Genomic DNA, 16,791 nt, shown 5'->3' with positions numbered 1-16,791 from the left:
CCGCCGCGCAAGCGTTTAGAGTACGGTCGCCACGAGGCCGAGCGCGGCCGCCTCATTGGCTTCCAGATACCAGTTTTCCGGCGCGCGCTGCAGCACCTCCTCCATCGTCACCTGCGACCCCAGGATGAGATTGGCAAAGCCCTCATTCTGGATCGCGATCGATGCCTCGATCTCGTGGAGCGAGGCCTTGAGCGTAGCGATGCAGGTGGAGAGCGGCCCTTCGAGATGGATATTCTTGGTGATGAGCCGCTCATGGATCATCAGCCGGGTGCCGCGCGTCAGGTAGCGGTTTTCGGTGGCGAAGAAGCTCATGAAGGTGGCGCCGGCGGAATAGACCGCGGTCTTGCCGAGGAAGACCAGCCGCCGTTCGGGATAGAGGTCCGAATGGAAGCGGATATCCTCCCCCATCATCCGCGCGATCTCCGGATCGCCACCCAGGGTGGAGATTTCCACTACCACCAGCCCCTGCTGCGGCGCGGTGGACAGGCAATTCTTGAAATGCAGATACATGCCATGATCGACCACGCCCGACAGCATGATCGCGGGAAATTCGAAATCCTTGGGGGTCAGCATCGGCGCGGTCATCAGCATCGTCTCTTGGTCCTCTGGCGGATGGCAATCGACCGGCATTACGCACGGGCCGCCATTTGGTGCCCGAGCGGCCATGCGCTTTTGTCTGGCGCGGGGCGCAAGAGGCTGTAAAGAACAGATCATGACCATGGGGCAATGGCGATGATCGCGAAACTCAAAGGACGGCTGGACAGCACGGGCATCGACCATGCCATCATCGATGTCGGCGGGGTCGGCTATCTGGTCGGCGCATCGTCGCGGACGCTGGCGGCGCTCGGCCCGGTGGGCGAGGCGGTGACCATCCATACCGAGATGCTGGTGGCCGAGGATTCGATCCGGCTGGTCGGCTTTGCCCGAGCGGAGGAGCGCGACTGGTATCGGCTGCTGACCCATGTGCAGGGCGTGGGATCGCGCGTGGCGCTGGCGATATTGTCGGCGCTGGAACCGCTGGAGCTGCATCGCGCGATCATGATGGGCGACAAGGCGATGATCGCGCGCGCCAACGGTGTCGGCCCCAAGCTGGCCCAGCGCATCGTCAATGAGCTGAAGGACAAGATCGGCGCCGCCCCGGCCGGTGCGCCCGGCATGCCGGGCGTGGTCGCGCTGCCGACCGGCAGCTTTGCCGCCGACGCGCTGTCGGCGTTGCAGAATCTGGGCTTCAAGCCGGCCGAGGCGAGCGGCGCGGTGGCCGCCGCCGAAGAGGAACTGGGCGACGGCGCCAGCCTTGACGCGCTGGTCCGCCTGGCGCTGCGGAAGGCGGCGAAGTGACGGCCTTCCGCCAAGGCCGTCATGCTGAACTTGTTTCAGCATCCATGGCGCCGGCTGCACCGAACGGAGGCATCAATGAAGCAGCCGTGCGTCTATATTCTGGCAAGCCAGCCATATGGCACGCTCTACATCGGCGTGACCTCCAACTTGCTGGGCCGGATGATGCAGCATCGCGCAAGCAGGATGCCGAGCTTTACCGCTCGATATGCCGTGCATCGGCTTGTCCGTTACGAAGCCTGCGATACGATGGAACAGGCCATCCTTCGCGAAAAGCAGCTGAAACGGTGGCATCGCCAATGGAAAATCAATCTCATCGAAGCCGACAATCCGCAATGGAGCGATCTGGCGATGGAATTGGGATTGCCCCCCTTAAGTCCGTGACGGGGGCAGGATGGATGCTGAAACAAGTTCAGCATGACGAAATGAGTGATATCCGCTGATGAGCGAAGAGGATCGCCTGATCACCCCGGCCCGTCGTGCCGAGGATGTCGATGCGGCGCTGCGGCCCAAGTCGCTCGACGAATTTGTCGGGCAGCAGGCGGCGCGCGAGAATCTGCGTATCTTCATCCAGGCGGCGCGCACCCGTGGCGAGGCGCTGGACCATGTGCTGTTCTTCGGCCCGCCGGGCCTGGGCAAGACGACGCTGGCACAGATCGTCGCCAAGGAAATGGGCGTGGGTTTCCGCGCCACGTCCGGCCCGGTGATCGCCAAGTCGGGCGACCTGGCCGCCCTGCTCACCAATCTGGACGAGGGCGATGTCCTGTTCGTCGACGAGATTCACCGGCTCAATCCGGCGGTCGAGGAAGTGCTCTATCCCGCGATGGAGGACCGGGCGCTCGACCTGATGATCGGCGAGGGACCGTCGGCCCGCTCGGTGCGGATCGACCTGCCGCGCTTCACCCTGGTCGGCGCAACAACGCGCCAGGGGTTGCTGACGACGCCGCTGCGCGACCGGTTCGGCATTCCGGTGCGCCTGCAATTCTATACCGTCGAGGAACTGGAACTGGTGGTGCGGCGCGCGGCGCGGCTGCTGGACCTGGCGATCACGTCGGACGGCGCGATCGAGATTGCCCGCCGGTCGCGCGGGACGCCGCGCATCGCCGGGCGACTGCTGCGCCGGGTGCGCGACTTTGCAAATGTCGCCGGCGCCCCGACCGTCGATGCCAAGGTGGCGGATGCGGCGCTGCAACGGCTGGAGGTCGATCATCTCGGCCTCGACCTGATGGACCGGCGCTATCTCCACATGATCGCCGACATCTATCGTGGCGGGCCGGTGGGGGTCGAAACGCTGGCGGCCGGTCTGTCCGAAGCGCGCGACACGATCGAGGAAGTGGTCGAGCCTTATCTGATCCAATTGGGACTGATCGCCCGCACCGCGCGGGGCCGTTGCCTCAACGGGCCGGGCTGGAAGCATCTGGGCCTCAATCCCCCGGCCGGGTCGCAGGACGGGCTGTTCGACTGATCCCATTGGCGCTTGCGCCATTCGGCCAGCCTTTCTAGAGCGCGCGCTTTCCCGATTCGACGCAGCGATATGCGCCGAAACCCGTTATTGTGCATGGCCGTTACGGCAAGGCCGGGCTATAGCCAGCTGGCGCTGCAGGCGCGCGGCAGACGCGCCGATGTAAGAGGAGTTGAGCCTGTGAGGGCGATCGAACGTTTCCCCAATCTGGTCACCATGTTCTTTGCCCGCGCCAAGGAAAAGGGCGACGCCCCCTTGCTGTGGCGCAAGACGCAGGGGACATGGCAATCGTTGAGCTGGGCCGAAGTGGCGCGCCAGGTGGCAGCGATGGCGGCCGGGCTGAAGGCGGAAGGGCTGAAGCCCGGCGACCCGGTGATGCTGGTCAGCGAAAATCGCCCGGAATTCTGCATCGCCGATCTGGCGATCATGGCAGCCGGCTGTATCACCGTGCCGACCTACACCACCAATACGACGCGCGACCATCAGCATATCCTGACCGACAGCGGCGCACGCGCGGTAATCGTGTCGACCGCCAAGCTGGCGACGACGCTGATGCCCGCCGTGCTGCGATCGCAGGTCAGCCTGGTCATTCCGATGGAGCCGATCCGCGGTGCGCAGGGCAATTATACCTGCCGTCTGTGGTCCGATTTGATCGCCGCCCATCCGGCCGATGTCGATGCCTGTGCGCTGGCGCAGACGGCGGCGCGCAGCGACCAGGCGTGCATCATCTATACCAGCGGCACCGGCGGCGCCCCGCGCGGCGTGATGCAGCATCATGGCGCGATCCTGGCCAATGTCGAAGGCGCGGGACAGGTGGTGCTAGAGGATTTCGGCTGGGGCGACGAGGTTTTCCTGTCCTTCCTGCCCCTGAGCCACGCCTATGAGCATAGCGGCGGCCAGTTCCTGCCGATGCTGCTGGGCGGGCAGATCTATTATGCCGAAGGGCTGGAGAAGCTGGCCAGCAATATCGAGGAAGCCCGGCCGACCATCATGGTCGTGGTGCCGCGCCTGTTTGAGGTGCTGCGCACCCGCATCATCAAGTCGATCGAGAAGCAGGGCAAATTCCCCACCTATCTGCTCAACCAGGCACTGCGCATCGCCGCCAAGGAGCAGCAGGGCAAGTCGTCGATCGTCGACCTGCCGATGAAGGCGCTGCTGTCGCGCACCCTGATCCCCAAGATTCGTGCCCGTTTCGGCGGGCGGATGAAGGCGCTGGTGTCGGGCGGCGCGCCGCTGAACCCGGATGTCGGCCTGTTCTTCGAGGCGATGGGGCTGATGCTGCTGCAGGGCTACGGCCAGACCGAGGCCGGCCCGGTGATCAGTTGCAACCGCCCCGCCGCCGGCATCGCGATGGACACGGTCGGCCCGCCGCTGGACGGGGTCGAGGTCAAGATCGCCGAGGATGGCGAGATATTGGTGCGCGGCGAGCTGGTGATGCACGGCTATTGGCGCAACCCGGCCGAGACCGAGAAGGTGCTGAAGGATGGCTGGCTGCACACCGGTGACATTGGCGAGATCGACGATCGCGGCCGCATCCGTATCACCGACCGCAAGAAGGATCTGATCGTCAACGACAAGGGCGACAATGTGTCGCCGCAGAAGGTCGAGGGCATGCTGACGCTGCAGCCTGAGATCGGCCAGGCGATGGTCTATGGCGATCGTCGCCCGCATCTGGTCGGCCTGCTTGTGCCGGATTCGGAATGGACGATGGAATGGGCGGCGGCCAATGGCCGGCCGATCAAGGGCATCACCGATGATCCGACCTATCTGGCGGCGCTGCGTGCGGCGGTCGACCGGGTCAATGACGATCTGTCGGTGATCGAGCGGGTGCGCCGCTTCATCCTGGCGGATGAGCCGTTCGCGATCGAGAATGAGGAACTGACGCCGTCGATGAAGATCCGGCGCCATGTCATCCGCAAACGCTATCAGGATCGGCTGGACGCGCTCTACAAGGGATAAGCGCGTCCAATCGGACTTACGGAGCCGGCGGACGATAGGGAATGAAATCGCCCAGCGCGCAATTGCCGGTCGGAATGCCGATCGTCAGATCCGCGCTGCTCGTGATGTCACCCCGGCAATATTGCGAACCGAAGGTGCGCACGATCATCGTGTCGCCGCGGGCCAGGCCATTGCAGCTACCGATCAGTTCGTTCTTGTAGATCAGCTTCTTGCTGACCCGATAGAGCAGCGTATTGCCGCTGATGACGGTGAAATTGGTCTGCGGCTCGCGATTGACGCAGGTCACCTTCTCGCCCGGCACCAGTCCGGCCAGCGCCTTGTCCATCTTAGCCGCCTGCTTCTCGGTCAGCGGCGTCGGCTCATAAGTGCCGCTGCAGGCCGCCAGCGCCAGCGGGGCCAGACATATCCATGCGCGCATCGCCTCTCTCCATCCATGTCCTTGCAGACAGGACGCCATGATAACGCGGAATCCGTCGAGGACCGCGCCTAAAATGCGTCCTTGCCGGCGCGCCGCTCCGCCAGTTGGGCGACGTCCTGTGCGCGCATGAAGATGTTGGTGTCGCGTTCCAGCGCGATGGTGGTGGGCACGGTTGGTTCGCCCCGCGCACGGGCAGCAAGGACATCCACCATGCGCACCTGAAGCGCGGCATTGTCCGGCTCAACCGTCAGCGCGAAGCGGCCGTTGCTCTCCGTATATTCATGGGCGCAATAGACGATGGTGTCGCCCGGCAACGCCTTGAACCGCTGCATATTGGCGAACATCTGCGCCGCCGTCCCTTCGAACAGGCGGCCGCAGCCCATGGCGAAAAGCGTGTCGCCGGCGAAGAGGATCGCGTCATCGGCCAGATGATAGGCGATATGGCCGGCGGTATGGGCGGGAACGGCCATCACCATGGCGACATGATCGCCGATGCGGACGCTGTCCCCCTCCCCCACCTGTCGATCGAGCGTGTCGATCTTTGCCGCTTCGGCCGCCGGGCCGGTGATGATGCAGCCAGTCGCAGCCTTGATGCCGGCATTGCCGCCGACATGATCGGGGTGCCAATGGGTGTTCCAGATCTGGTCGATGGTCCAGCCGCGTTCCGCAGCCGCAGCCAGCACGGACTCGGCGACCGACGGGTCGACCGCGACCGTCTGGCCGCTGGCATCATCATGCAACAGCCAGACATAATTGTCCGAGAGGACGGGGACGCGGACGACCTGCAGCATCGGCTTACCAGGCCCCGATATTGGGCATCGACACCCAGGGTTCGGCCGGGTCGAGCCGGCCATCCTGCAGCAGTTCGACCGAGATATTGTCGGGGGTGCGGATGAAGGCCATGTGGCCATCGCGCGGCGGGCGGTTGATGGTGATGCCGGCGTCCATCAGCCGCTGGCAGGTCTCGTAGATATTGTCGACCTGATAGGCGAGGTGGCCGAAATTGCGGCCGCCATCATAGATTTCCGCCGGGCTGCCATCCTGCGGCGGCCAGTTATAGGTCAGTTCCACCTGCGCGTCCTCGTCGCCCGGCGCGGCCAGATAGACGAGGGTGAAGCGGCCCGCCTCGCTGTCGAAGCGCTTGACCTCCCGGAGGCCGAGCAGCTCGAAAAAGCCGATAGTCTTGTCGAGATCCGTGACGCGGATCATCGTGTGCAGATATTTGAGCAAGGCTTTCTCCGTTCGTCGCCATAAAGCAACGGTTCATCGGTAGATTGGCAGATAGCTCCCTAGATAGGACCGGGATCGGTCTGGCGGAAGAGGAAAGCGATCATGGCTCTGGAAATGCGGGACAAGGTGCTTCTGGGTTCGGCGGCCCTATTGGCGGTTGGGGTGGTCGCGGGCGGCTATCTGCTGGGCGACGGCCTCAAGCGCGCAAGGGCGGCCGACCGGTCGGTCACGGTGCGGGGCCTGGCCGAGAAGGACGTGACCGCCGACCTTGCCACCTGGTCGATCAGCTATTCGGCGACCGGCACCGACCTGCCGACGGTGCGCGCAGAGATCGACGCCAATACCCAGGAACTGAAAGCCTATTTCGCCAGCCTTGGCTTCAAGCCCGATGCGCTGACCCCGGTCGGCGCGGGGGTGAACCAATATCTCAACAATGGCATCAACAATATCACCATCACCCAGCGCATGCTGCTGCGCACGACCGACATTGCTCGCGCCCAGCGTGCCGTCGCGCAACAGTTCGACCTGGTCCGGCGCGGCGTGACGCTGCAGGAAGGATCGGGGATGCGCTACAGCTTCACCAGGCTCAACGACCTCAAACCCCCGATGGTGGCGGCGGCGACACGCGATGCGCGCGCAGCGGCCGAGCAGTTCGCCAAGGACTCAGGCGCGGGCGTCGGCGGCATCAAGAGCGCGACCCAGGGCTATTTCTCGATTGATCCGCGCGACGGCGAGGGCGGCGACGGATCGAGCGATACGCCCTACAAGAAGGTGCGCGTCGTCACGACCGTGGATTTCTATCTGAAATAGCAGCTCACTTCGCCGGAGGTGATGCCGGCGCCGGCAGTCGGCCCAGATTGTCGGCCGCTGCCTTGCCGGCCGGTGCATCCGGGGCCAGCTTCACCGCCCGCTGCCAGGCCGAGCGGGCGATATCCGCATGATCGGTCAGGACGGCAATATTGCCCTCCTCCAGCGCGACCGAGGCATCATCGGGCGACAATTGCACGGCGCGGGCGATATGCGCCTGGGCCAGTGACAGTTCGCCGGTGCGGCGCGCCAGCGTGGCCGACAGCAGCCAGGCAAGCGGATCCTTGGGCGCCTGGGTCAGCGCGGTGTCGAGCGAACCGCGCGCGCCATCGACATCCCCGAGCGCCACCAGCGCGCGGGCGCGGTCGAGATGCAGTTCGCCCTTTTCCATGCCGTCGGGCAGGCCGCGTGCCAGTGCCGCGTCGAAATCTTCCCGCGCCTTCTTCGCGTCGCCGCTGGCAAGGGCGGCATTGCCGGCCTGGCCCCAGAGGCGTGCGCTCTGGACGATCTCGCCGCCGCGCTCGGCTTCCTCGGCTGCCTGTTCGAAGGCGACGATCGCCGGCCCCCATCGTTCGGCCCGCGACAGGGCAAAGCCCATGCAGTGGCGGGCGTAGAAGCTGCCGCCGTCGATCCGCCAATTCTGCGCGAAGGTGATTGCCTTGTCCGGCGATTCCAGCGCCTGGTCGAGACAGGCCTGGAACGGTCCGGCAAATTTGGCCGGAACCGGGATGCGCCCGTCAGCGTCCGGCGCCGATCGCGCGGCAGCGGCCTGTTGGACTGACGCTGCGGAGGCGGCCGCCGCTGCGGCATCCTCCTTCTTCTTGCGGCTGTTGCGCATCACCGCCTCGATCTCGGGATCATAGGCCTGCATGAACATCAGGAGGGGGAGGATGACGGGCATCAGCGATTGTCCAGAAGAGCGGCGACGGTGCGGATCAGCAGGGCGATGTCGCCGTCGCGGGAAAGGCGATGGTCGCCATCCTTAATGAGCAGCGTCTGCACATCGGATGAACGCAGCCGATCAGCCGCGCGCAACGCGATTTCCCAGGGGACATCCGTATCGCACTGGCCCTGGAGCAGCCGGACCGGGCAGTCGATCGCGATTGTGTCGTCCAGCAGCCTATGCGCCTGGCCAGACTGCCAGAAGGCCAGCGTCGTCACATAGGGATGGTCGCCATAGGGCGTGGGTTCCTCGATCCGCCCCTCGGTCGCCAGCAGCGCCTTGTCGGCGTCGGTAAAGCCCCACTCGGTGAAGTCGGGCGCGGCGGCGATGCCGACCAGCCCCATGATCCGGTCCGGGCGGGCCAGCGCGATCAGCAGTGCCAGCCAGCCGCCCATCGACGATCCGACCAGCAGCAGCGGCCCCTGCGTCAATCCGTCGATCAGGGCCAGCGCATCGTCACGCCAGCTGGCGAGCGTGCCATCCTCGAACCGACCCTCGCTGGCGCCGCAACCGGCATAGTCGAGCCGCAGCATCGCCCTGCCCTGCTCGGCGGCCCAGGCGTCGAGCGCGAGCGCCTTGCTTCCCTCCATGTCGGACATGTAGCCCGGCAGGAAGATGATGGTCGGCCCCTGCCCCGGACGATGGCGATAGGCGAGGCGCAGCCCGTCGGCACGCGCAAGAAATTGGGGGGAAGATTCGGGCGCGTTCAAGTTTCAAAGGCTCCATCGCTGTGGACCGGGGCACGGCATGGCCCCGGATTGCCATGTTTTGACGGCAAAAATAGCCCTTTCCCGTGAAAGTTCAAAAAAAACGCATTGCCGCGTTGACAGGTCTGGAGGCCGCCGTTAGAGGCGCACTCCTACCCCGTGCCCAGATGGCGGAATTGGTAGACGCACCAGCTTCAGGTGCTGGCGATCGCAAGGTCGTGGAGGTTCGAGTCCTCTTCTGGGCACCATTTGTTCTCATGGCATTGAAAATGCTGGGGGATCGTCGGAAAGACGGTCCCCAGAGAGCGTCTGCTACCCCAAACTGCTACGGGAAAATGGCCCATCGTCAGGCCGAAAATCTCGGAAAATCGTGCCTGTTGAGGGCCGTGGCTGCTACGGTAAGCTGCTACGGGATTTACCTCGTGGCATGCTTCGACGCGGCCATAAACTCTACTATCGGCACACCGTCCCGGTTGACGCTCAGCGCCTGCTGAATCGGCTCGAAATCTGGCGCTCATTGCGCACGGACAGCTTGGCTGTGGCCTTGCGTCGATTGCCCGGTGTCATCGCTCGGATTGAGATGGAGATTGAGCATGCTCGCGCGATGGCGGGCCTGCCCGTTGATGCGACGCTTGTTCGACCGTTGATGGACGATTCTGCGGAGCATACGATTCAGATCGCGCTTCCGTCCCGTGTGAGTGTCGAACCTGAAAGTCCCCTCACGCTCGCCGAGGCATATCGCAACTATATCGACGACCCGACGCGCGGGTGGACCGCCAGCACGCGGGAGGCGTATGAGACGAGCAGAAAGCTCGCCATTGCTGTGATTGGGGAGGCGGTGCCGATCGCGTCGATCTCGCGCACGCACTGCCGCGACATGCTCGATGTGCTGCGCTTCCTTCCCGCCAACGCGGGCAAGCTTTTTCCGAAACTCTCGCCGCGCGAGGCGGCTGAGCGCTCTCGCTTGCGCGGCGACATCAAGGTCATCAGTGCGGCGAATGCCAACACACTGATGTCGAACATGAGCAGCTTTTTGAACTGGGCCGTCAATGAGGAATTGCTCCTCCGAAATCCGGCACGCGGGCTGCGCCTGCCCGATCCGATCAACAAGCGGGATAAGCGCTTACCCTTCGACCGCGAACAACTCCATGCCATCTTCCACGCGCCGCTCTATCGCGGCTGCGTCGATGGAGAGCGAGGCTATAATAAGGTCGGCCACCAGCGACCGCGCAACGCGCGATTCTGGGTGCCGCTTATCGCGCTGTTTACTGGCGCGCGGCTTGGCGAAATCTGCCAGCTTGATTCGACTGACATCCGCCCAGTTGATGGGGTCGATTGTATGGTCGTGAGCCTGCGTTCGCTGGTGGGGAGCACCGACAAACAGTTGAAGACCACGGCCAGCGACCGGCTCATCCCGGTCCACCCTACCCTCATTGACTGTGGGCTCCTCCACTTCGCCGAAGCGAAGCGGAAAGCGGGCGAGAAAAAGCTGTTCGACGATATAGAAACGGGATCAACTGGGTCACGGCCCGTTGCCTTTAGCAAATGGTTCACCCAGTTCCTCCGCGCGTGCGGGGCACAGCGAAGCCGCACCTCATTCCATTCGTTCCGGCACAATTTCAGAGATGAGCTTCGTGCGGCACGAATTGACCACGACATCGCTTTGCTGCTCGGCGGTTGGACGACGGGCTCGTCTCGCACCGCCGTTCACGAAAACTATGGTAGTGGCTATCGGGTGGATGTGCTCAATGACGCGATGCGGAAGATGACATTTGCGCACGTCGATGTCAGGCATCTATTTCCCTAAAGGCCAGAAGCCTCCGCCCGCGTAACGCGGCCACTTGTCATTCTGAAATCACCCCCTCACTATCCGGGAATGAGCGACAACCAAGAGTTCTTCAGACTGCGGCGGGAGGGGAAGACCTACATCTCAAAGGTCTTCACCTTCCCTCACAATACCGAGCCGATGCGGAACGTCGTCATGGTTCTGGAAGGCTCCGACGTTCTTCATATCGGAGAGATTGAGGGCGCGCTGCGGCTCCGTATGTCGGGCGCGAAACGCAAGACACAAGTCACCGCACTGGTCTCGCAGGATGACAAAGCAATACGTCGTATTACGCTACAGACCTTCCAATCTCGAAATGGTGGGGACTGGGTTCAGGGCTACGACGAACACTGTTTCACGTTGAGGCAGGACGAATATCACCGCTTGATGAACTTCCTCGACGACGTTGATTTCATCGACCTTTCAAACCCGGACGGGTTCCACATTGAGGATGTTTCGGGGGGGGCTCGTCGTAGAGCCATCGTCGATGCCGCCGACAGGAGCCTGATCGAACAACTCCGATCCATGAACGCCGGTGACAAAGCGGCGCTTTTAAGCGCTCTCGGCAAGACGCTCACCCCCGAAGAGATCAATGTCCTCCTCGGACGGCGGACAGCGCTCGAAGAGTTTGAAAGAGAGATGCAGTCGAAGGAATGGTCCGAACGCCGATGGCAGGAGTTCTTCGAGCGCGAGCCGTGGGTGTTTGGTTACGGGCTTCACTATCGGGTCATGCGCCCATTCGACCGGGAGATGACCGTATCCACCGGAGGTGCCGACAACCGAGAGCGGAGTGTCATCGATTTTCTCATGCAGTTCACCGATTACACCGCATTGGTTGAAATTAAGCGGCCAGACACTCCCATCTTCAAGACTGTCAGGGGAGGTGATAGCCGTGCGGGCACGCATGCTTTTAGCGACAAGTTCACCGGCGCAGTTTCCCAGATACTTGAGCAAAAGGCCGAGTGGTTGAGTTTCGCGGAGTCAGGCAAACACTTCACTCGTGACGGCGCAACGCCGCTTACGGCACGGACCCGCAACGCCAAAACAATCCTTGTGATTGGCTCCCGCGACGAGTTTGAGCGTGCTCCCACCCCCCGCGAGAGGCAAATCATGCAGGACACGTTCGAACTGTATCGGCAAGATTTGCGGTCGATAGAGATAATCACGTTTGATGAGTTACTCGAACGAGCACAGTTCATCACACGAGACGCATCTCGTCCTGCCTAGCAGCCACGGCCCTCAACAGGCACGATTTTCCGAGATTTTCGGCCTGACGATGGGCCATTTTCCCGTAGCAGTTTGGGGTAGCAGACGCTCTCTGGGGACCGTCTTTCCGACGATCCCCCAGCATTTTCAATGCCATGAGAACAAATGGTGCCCAGAAGAGGAGAGCGCCGGGCATCGAAGTTCGAGTCCTCGATCGGGACCATATTTTCTCCATCGAGATCAACGGTATCGGTGTTTGGCGATGTGAGTCCCAGAAGAGCTTTCGGTCGGACGACCTAAACGATTGATTTCACATTCAAATCATAGACTTATGAATGCGCCAACGGCATCATTAGCATGATTTCAATTCGTGGAAAAGGCTGGACGACTATGGACGCGGTGATTGGGTCCCCAAGACCGCAAATTAATGGCGGCTCCGTTCAGCGCTGTGGATTATTCAGACTACAGGCCAGCGTGAGAAGAGCCGGCATCCTTGGTAGCGATACCGCGTGCCTATGATGAGGGCAGAGAGAGCCTATGATTTTTGTCGACGGCTTTGATAGTACAGAAGTGAGCAAGAAAGGGCGCGCGCTAGGTCGCGTTGACAAAGTGGATTCCCAATCGGCCTGATTTCTGATTCAGAGCTTCTCTTTGCGAGGAGCGACGATGGGCCGGGGCGATCTGACGGATGAGGAATGGGATGTGATCGCGGGACTGCTGCCATCGGAGCGCGGTCGCAAGTCCCGTCCTGCCCATGATAACCGGCGTTTCCTCAACGGCATGCTGCATGTTTTGCGGGTCGGCTGTCCGTGGCGGGATATGCACGAACGCTATGGTCTGTGGAACTCAGTCTATGTGCGGTTCCGGCGCTGGGCCGAGCAAGGCGTGTGGGATGCGATCCTGGCGACATTGGTGGAATTGGGACTGACCGACGACTGGCAGCATATGATCGACAGCACCATAGTCCGCGGCCACGTATCGGCGGTGGGCGGAAAAGGGGGGCCTTTGCGCAGGCTCTTGGTCGATCACGCGGCGGCTTTACGTGCAAGGTCCACGCCCGCTGTGACAATCAGGGACGCCCTATCGGCTTCATCCTGACGGGCGGTGAAGCGTCCGACTATGGCGCTGTCGATGCCCTGATGGCGATCCCCGTCGCCAAGCCCAAGGCGCTGTTGGCCGACAAGGGCTATGACGGTGATGCTGTCCGCGAAAATCTGCTGATGCACGGCATCCTGCCGATCATCCCGCCCAAGGCCAATCGCCGCGAACCCATTCACTGCGACTTCCGCCGCTATCGTGACCGCAACCGCATCGAGCGCATGTTCGGCCAACTCAAGCAGTTCCGCCGGATCGCAACCCGTTACGACAAAACAGCCCTATCCTTCGCAAGCTTCCTGAACCTCGCCGCCATTCGCAGATGGTTGCCACACTTTGTCAACGCGGCCTAGTCCGCGTGTACCAACACAAGTTCGTCAGCGTCCAATTGCATACCACCTTGCAGAAATGTGAAGACTTGGTCGACAACGCCCGATTGTGGCTGGTGCTCACGGAGATCATTCGCGATATTCAACTCATCTACGGGGGTGAAGGATAATTTCAAGCGGACTGCGGAAGAGGCCCCGAACACTTTCGAAGTAATTGCGGACGCCGCTGCGGCGCGTCTCCACGAGAAAGGGCTGAGCTTGGCTAGTCTCGCGTCTTTGAATGAAGCGACAGCTGAAAAACGCGGTCCGGTCTGATGTGAAGACGGCGCGCCTGACCTCAACCGTCATCTCGCCCGCACTGGCCGTTATGCAGACTGGTATGCTAAGGTTTCGAAAGAAGACGACTAGGTCTTTCCACGACGCTTGGCCTTGTCGGCAAGCTCGACCCATACCGGCGCATGGTCGCTGGTCTTTTCCCAGCCGCGCGGGCGGCGGTCGACATCCGCCCAACAAGACGAGTGGCAGCCGGCCGGTTGAGCAGGATGTGGTCGATGCGCAACCCCGCGTCCCGTTCGAAGGACCGGCGCCAATATTTCCAGAAGGTGTAGATCAGCTCGCCGGGATGGAGATGGCGCAAGGCGTCGGTCCATCCCTGCGCGACCAGGTCGGCATAAGCCTGCCTGGCCTCCGGCGCGAACAGCGCATCATCGCGCCCGCGCTCGGGCGCGTAGACGGCGAGGTCGGTCGGCATGACGTTGAAGTCTCTGGCGACGACGACGGGTGCATCAAGCGCGTAGAGGCCTGCGAGGTGGTCGTGTAAGCGCTCGAACCAGCGCAACTTGTAGTCGAACCTGGGGCCTGCCCAGGGATTGCCATTGGGCAGGTAGAGGCCCGCGACGAGCACACCGTTGATAGCCGCCTCGATGTATCGGCTCTGGTCATCGCCAGGATCTCTTGGAAGGCCGCGACGGGTCTCGTGGATGTCCCCGACCCGGCTAAGGATCGCGACGCCATTCCAGCGAGGCTGCCCTTGCCAGATTACGTCATAGCCAAGATCCCGGATGGCAGCCTCTGGGAACGAGGCGTCGGGGGCCTTCAATTCCTGCAGGCAGACCACGTCCGGCTCGACCATTTCCAGCCAGCGCAACAGCAGGGCGAGGCGGCCATTGATGCCGTTCACATTGTAGGTCGCGATCTTCACGCAAGGAGAAGTGCATTGTGCAACGAGTCGTTCCGCCGATCCTCATGCGTCAGGAGATGGTCGGCCCCGCTCGGCCGCGCCCGAATTGCCAGCTTATTCCATCCGTGCGCATGATGCCCGAAGCGGCCTTGCCGATGTTGCGCTCGAGCACGTCGCGCCACGGCACCAACGTGAAGTCCCGCGACCGCTCGACAACAGCGAAACTCCCACTTTCCAGATCGATGCGCCGGGCGATCTTTCCCTCGATTCGCTCGCCGATCCGCGCAGGTTCAAACCGTTTCCCGATATCGTCGCCGAGCCGCTCGCCGGCGTTCTGCAATTCACGCCGGCGCAGCGTGTCCAGCGCGCCGTCCCGATATCGAAACCCGGACTGTTCGTCGTCCGCCAATTGCTGCTCGATCAGCCACTGCCGCCGCGCCGCGAGCGCGGTCCGTACCTCCCGCCCATATCCCACATCGCGTACGGCACTATGACTGCCCTCGACAAGCTCCCGATCGAGCCAGGTCGGCGCATCCTTCCCGGTTAAGTCGTCGATCGGAGACCGCGACAGCAATTCCAGCGTGACTGGCCTGTCGCGCTGCTGGGCTCTCGCATAGGCATCGGCGCGAACGAGATGATCGTCGGGAATCGTCCAGCTCCCATCCGCCAGGCGCTCGGGTCCAGTGCCCGCGCGCCGCATCGCCTCAAGCCGCCGGACATGATTGGTTGCGAACGCCTCGCTGGCGCCCGGATCGTGCGCCAAGTGCAGGTCGATCGAGTAGCGCCCCCCATTGGCGCGGGCGACCGCATCGACAGTGCGATCAGCCTGGGTCGCCTCGATCCGCGACGGCGCGACTCGTACCGTCGATCCTTCGGGAACGGATGGCGTGGCATCGCCTCGGCCGATATCGACATAATGGACCCGGCCATCGACTCCGTCGACCATCAGATAATGCCGGTCGCGATGCTCATCGGAAAAGCCACGCTGAATCACCCGTCCGACGATCGGTTCTCGAATGTCATTTGCCACGACCTGCTCGACGCCGGCACGGTCAAGCCTGCGGGCGGTCAGTTCACGCTGCATCAGGCGGATGATGTCGCCGCGCTTACCCATTCGGCGAAGCGTTTCCTCTAGCCCCTCGGCGAGCCTGTAGCGTCCGCCACCAACATCGTCGGCGAGGCCCATCGCTTTGAGCTTGCGCAGCCGTCCCGCCGCGACCGACTGCTGGAACGGATCATTGTCCGCCGGTGACACCGTTCGGTCGACGTCCATGCGGCGGACCAGCCGGCGGTCGATCGCAGTCAGCCGTTCTTGGTCGACGTCATGGCGCAGGCGCGCCTCGATCTCACGGTCGGTACGAGGGCCGAGATCGAGCGTCACAAGCTCTGAGGCGCGTTCGCGAAGTCCGTGCGAAATATACTCGCGCGCGATGACCAGATTGTCGCCCTGGTCATCGACCCCGCGCAGTACGATGTGGGTATGCGGACGCTCTGTGTTGAAGTGGTCGACCGCGACCCAATCCAGCTTCGTGCCGAGGTCCTGCTCGACCTGGGTCATTAGTCGCCGGACATAGGGCTTGAGATCGGGATATTCCGCGCCGTCTTCGGCGGAGACGATGAAGCGAAACTGATGGCGGTCGCCGGCGGTCCGCTCCAGGAAATCACCGCCATCTGCGCGGTCGGCCTCGGGACCGTAGAGTTCGCCCGGCAAGCCCTCGCGCGTCACCCCGTCGCGCTGGATGTAGCGCATGTGCGCGCGGGCGGCTTGGCCGCCCTTGCCAGCCAGGCGGATCAGGCTCGCCTTCACCACGGCACGGCGCCTGCGAAAGCCCGCGAGCCGGTCGCGGCTCGACAGCAACCGCCCCGTGCTGGCGCCGCGCCCGATCCGACTGCCGTCGAACCGTCGCGTGCGGACTCCGGTCTTCGTGCCGGCAAGGCGTGCGGCAGCGCGGATGCGGCCGCCATATTTGACGACCTTCTTGCCGTCTTTGCCGCGCTGGCTGCCGAGCCTGGGGGTAAAATCGTCGTCAGACATCACAACGTGCCTCAGTCTCGCGATTTCGGGCAGAAAATGGCTGATTTCCGTCACTCATGCCGTGACTGTCTCGTGGGCGCGCGTGCCTGTCTCGTGAAGAAAGGATGTGCAGACAAAGGCTTGGCAGGGGGCGCGAGACACTGCCTTTATCTTGTTTCCCCTTTCTCCCTTCTCCCTTTTCCTCCCGCCTCAAAAAAGGGGGAGAGACGACGCCGAACCAACGACGCCTCTCCACCCGAGCTCTTCGCTGGTCAGTGCGC

The 16,791-nt window shown here is 63.0% G+C and carries 14 protein-coding genes, 1 tRNA gene and 2 pseudogenes; 9 read left to right on the top strand and 8 right to left on the bottom strand.

Annotation, left to right across the window (positions count from 1 at the left end; genetic code table 11):
• Positions 1 to 15 precede the first annotated feature (15 nt).
• Positions 16 to 591, bottom strand: coding sequence for a hypothetical protein (locus tag VHN57_RS21210; RefSeq protein ID WP_004209285.1), 576 nt, complete (start codon positions 589 to 591; stop codon positions 16 to 18).
• A 141-nt stretch (positions 592 to 732) separates the two neighbouring features.
• On the opposite strand from VHN57_RS21210, the gene ruvA reads away from it, so the two are divergent.
• From ruvA to VHN57_RS21190, 4 genes are all read left to right on the top strand, one after another.
• Entirely contained in the window at positions 733 to 1,338 is a 606-nt protein-coding gene (gene ruvA / locus VHN57_RS21205; RefSeq protein ID WP_037513240.1) for a Holliday junction branch migration protein RuvA, read from the top strand.
• A 75-nt stretch (positions 1,339 to 1,413) separates the two neighbouring features.
• Complete coding sequence (locus tag VHN57_RS21200) at positions 1,414 to 1,719, top strand: GIY-YIG nuclease family protein (RefSeq protein ID WP_284112804.1); 306 nt, start codon at positions 1,414 to 1,416, stop codon at positions 1,717 to 1,719.
• Between the two features lie 58 nt (positions 1,720 to 1,777).
• Positions 1,778 to 2,800, top strand: a complete 1,023-nt coding sequence (ruvB, locus tag VHN57_RS21195; RefSeq protein WP_284112805.1) for a Holliday junction branch migration DNA helicase RuvB — start codon at positions 1,778 to 1,780, stop codon at positions 2,798 to 2,800.
• A 177-nt stretch (positions 2,801 to 2,977) separates the two neighbouring features.
• A complete protein-coding gene (locus VHN57_RS21190) occupies positions 2,978 to 4,756 on the top strand; it encodes an AMP-dependent synthetase/ligase (RefSeq protein ID WP_423285279.1) in 1,779 nt (592 codons plus the stop codon).
• Between the two features lie 16 nt (positions 4,757 to 4,772).
• Here VHN57_RS21190 and VHN57_RS21185 read toward each other — a convergent pair whose 3' ends face one another.
• The 3 genes from VHN57_RS21185 to VHN57_RS21175 form a co-directional block, all read right to left on the bottom strand.
• Positions 4,773 to 5,174: a hypothetical protein gene (locus tag VHN57_RS21185; RefSeq protein ID WP_284112806.1), complete on the bottom strand. Its 402-nt coding sequence runs from the start codon at positions 5,172 to 5,174 to the stop codon at positions 4,773 to 4,775.
• Positions 5,175 to 5,242: 68 nt separating this feature from the next.
• Positions 5,243 to 5,965 carry a hydroxyacylglutathione hydrolase gene (gene gloB, locus VHN57_RS21180; RefSeq protein WP_423285277.1) on the bottom strand — a complete coding sequence of 241 codons (723 nt, stop codon included), beginning with the start codon at positions 5,963 to 5,965 and terminating at the stop codon, positions 5,243 to 5,245.
• A 4-nt stretch (positions 5,966 to 5,969) separates the two neighbouring features.
• Entirely contained in the window at positions 5,970 to 6,404 is a 435-nt protein-coding gene (locus VHN57_RS21175) for a VOC family protein (protein ID WP_284112808.1), read from the bottom strand.
• A 102-nt stretch (positions 6,405 to 6,506) separates the two neighbouring features.
• On the opposite strand from VHN57_RS21175, the gene VHN57_RS21170 reads away from it, so the two are divergent.
• A complete protein-coding gene (locus VHN57_RS21170) occupies positions 6,507 to 7,214 on the top strand; it encodes an SIMPL domain-containing protein (protein WP_284112809.1) in 708 nt (235 codons plus the stop codon).
• Between the two features lie 4 nt (positions 7,215 to 7,218).
• On the opposite strand, the gene VHN57_RS21165 is transcribed toward VHN57_RS21170, so the two are convergent.
• On the bottom strand, positions 7,219 to 8,112 hold the full coding sequence (locus VHN57_RS21165; protein ID WP_284112811.1) for a tetratricopeptide repeat protein: 894 nt from the start codon (positions 8,110 to 8,112) through the stop codon (positions 7,219 to 7,221).
• Positions 8,112 to 8,864 (bottom strand): alpha/beta fold hydrolase, encoded by a 753-nt coding sequence (locus tag VHN57_RS21160; RefSeq protein WP_284112812.1) that lies wholly within the window; start codon positions 8,862 to 8,864, stop codon positions 8,112 to 8,114. The genes VHN57_RS21165 and VHN57_RS21160 overlap by 1 nt, the downstream gene beginning before the upstream one ends.
• Positions 8,865 to 9,022: 158 nt before the next feature.
• Here VHN57_RS21160 and VHN57_RS21155 point away from each other — a divergent pair.
• The 4 genes and pseudogenes from VHN57_RS21155 to VHN57_RS21140 all read left to right on the top strand — a co-directional run bounded on the left by VHN57_RS21155 (position 9,023) and on the right by VHN57_RS21140 (position 13,340).
• Positions 9,023 to 9,109 (top strand) — tRNA-Leu (locus VHN57_RS21155).
• Between the two features lie 179 nt (positions 9,110 to 9,288).
• Positions 9,289 to 10,668, top strand: a complete 1,380-nt coding sequence (locus tag VHN57_RS21150; RefSeq protein WP_423285273.1) for a DUF6538 domain-containing protein — start codon at positions 9,289 to 9,291, stop codon at positions 10,666 to 10,668.
• 69 nt (positions 10,669 to 10,737) lie between these two features.
• Positions 10,738 to 11,913, top strand: a complete 1,176-nt coding sequence (locus VHN57_RS21145) for a Shedu immune nuclease family protein (RefSeq protein ID WP_423285271.1) — start codon at positions 10,738 to 10,740, stop codon at positions 11,911 to 11,913.
• Positions 11,914 to 12,558: 645 nt separating this feature from the next.
• Positions 12,559 to 13,340: pseudogene (locus VHN57_RS21140) on the top strand (IS5 family transposase).
• A gap of 380 nt (positions 13,341 to 13,720) precedes the next feature.
• Here VHN57_RS21140 and xth read toward each other — a convergent pair.
• A pseudogene (xth, locus tag VHN57_RS21135) lies at positions 13,721 to 14,517 on the bottom strand (exodeoxyribonuclease III).
• 49 nt (positions 14,518 to 14,566) lie between these two features.
• Positions 14,567 to 16,531, bottom strand: coding sequence for a relaxase/mobilization nuclease RlxS (rlxS, locus tag VHN57_RS21130; protein ID WP_423285269.1), 1,965 nt, complete (start codon positions 16,529 to 16,531; stop codon positions 14,567 to 14,569).
• Positions 16,532 to 16,791: the final 260 nt, after the last annotated feature.

Origin of the sequence: Sphingobium salicis subsp. salicis (assembly GCF_049472635.1) — a bacterium.
Taxonomy (GTDB): domain Bacteria; phylum Pseudomonadota; class Alphaproteobacteria; order Sphingomonadales; family Sphingomonadaceae; genus Sphingobium; species Sphingobium yanoikuyae_A.
The sequence above is the reverse complement of the archived record's forward strand: the minus strand, read 5'-3'. Positions and strand labels throughout refer to the sequence as shown.

Bases quoted from the DNA above. Each gene is read 5' to 3' on its own strand.
- VHN57_RS21210 (WP_004209285.1), bottom strand. From the start codon at position 591: ATGCTGATGACCGCGCCGATGCTGACCCCCAAGGATTTCGAATTTCCC.
- rlxS (WP_423285269.1), bottom strand. From the start codon at position 16,531: ATGTCTGACGACGATTTTACCCCCAGGCTCGGCAGCCAGCGCGGCAAA.
- VHN57_RS21185 (WP_284112806.1), bottom strand. From the start codon at position 5,174: ATGCGCGCATGGATATGTCTGGCCCCGCTGGCGCTGGCGGCCTGCAGC.
- ruvB (WP_284112805.1), top strand. From the start codon at position 1,778: ATGAGCGAAGAGGATCGCCTGATCACCCCGGCCCGTCGTGCCGAGGAT.
- VHN57_RS21165 (WP_284112811.1), bottom strand. From the start codon at position 8,112: ATGCCCGTCATCCTCCCCCTCCTGATGTTCATGCAGGCCTATGATCCC.
- VHN57_RS21170 (WP_284112809.1), top strand. From the start codon at position 6,507: ATGGCTCTGGAAATGCGGGACAAGGTGCTTCTGGGTTCGGCGGCCCTA.
- gloB (WP_423285277.1), bottom strand. From the start codon at position 5,965: ATGCTGCAGGTCGTCCGCGTCCCCGTCCTCTCGGACAATTATGTCTGG.
- VHN57_RS21200 (WP_284112804.1), top strand. From the start codon at position 1,414: ATGAAGCAGCCGTGCGTCTATATTCTGGCAAGCCAGCCATATGGCACG.
- VHN57_RS21145 (WP_423285271.1), top strand. From the start codon at position 10,738: ATGAGCGACAACCAAGAGTTCTTCAGACTGCGGCGGGAGGGGAAGACC.
- ruvA (WP_037513240.1), top strand. From the start codon at position 733: ATGATCGCGAAACTCAAAGGACGGCTGGACAGCACGGGCATCGACCAT.
- VHN57_RS21150 (WP_423285273.1), top strand. From the start codon at position 9,289: ATGCTTCGACGCGGCCATAAACTCTACTATCGGCACACCGTCCCGGTT.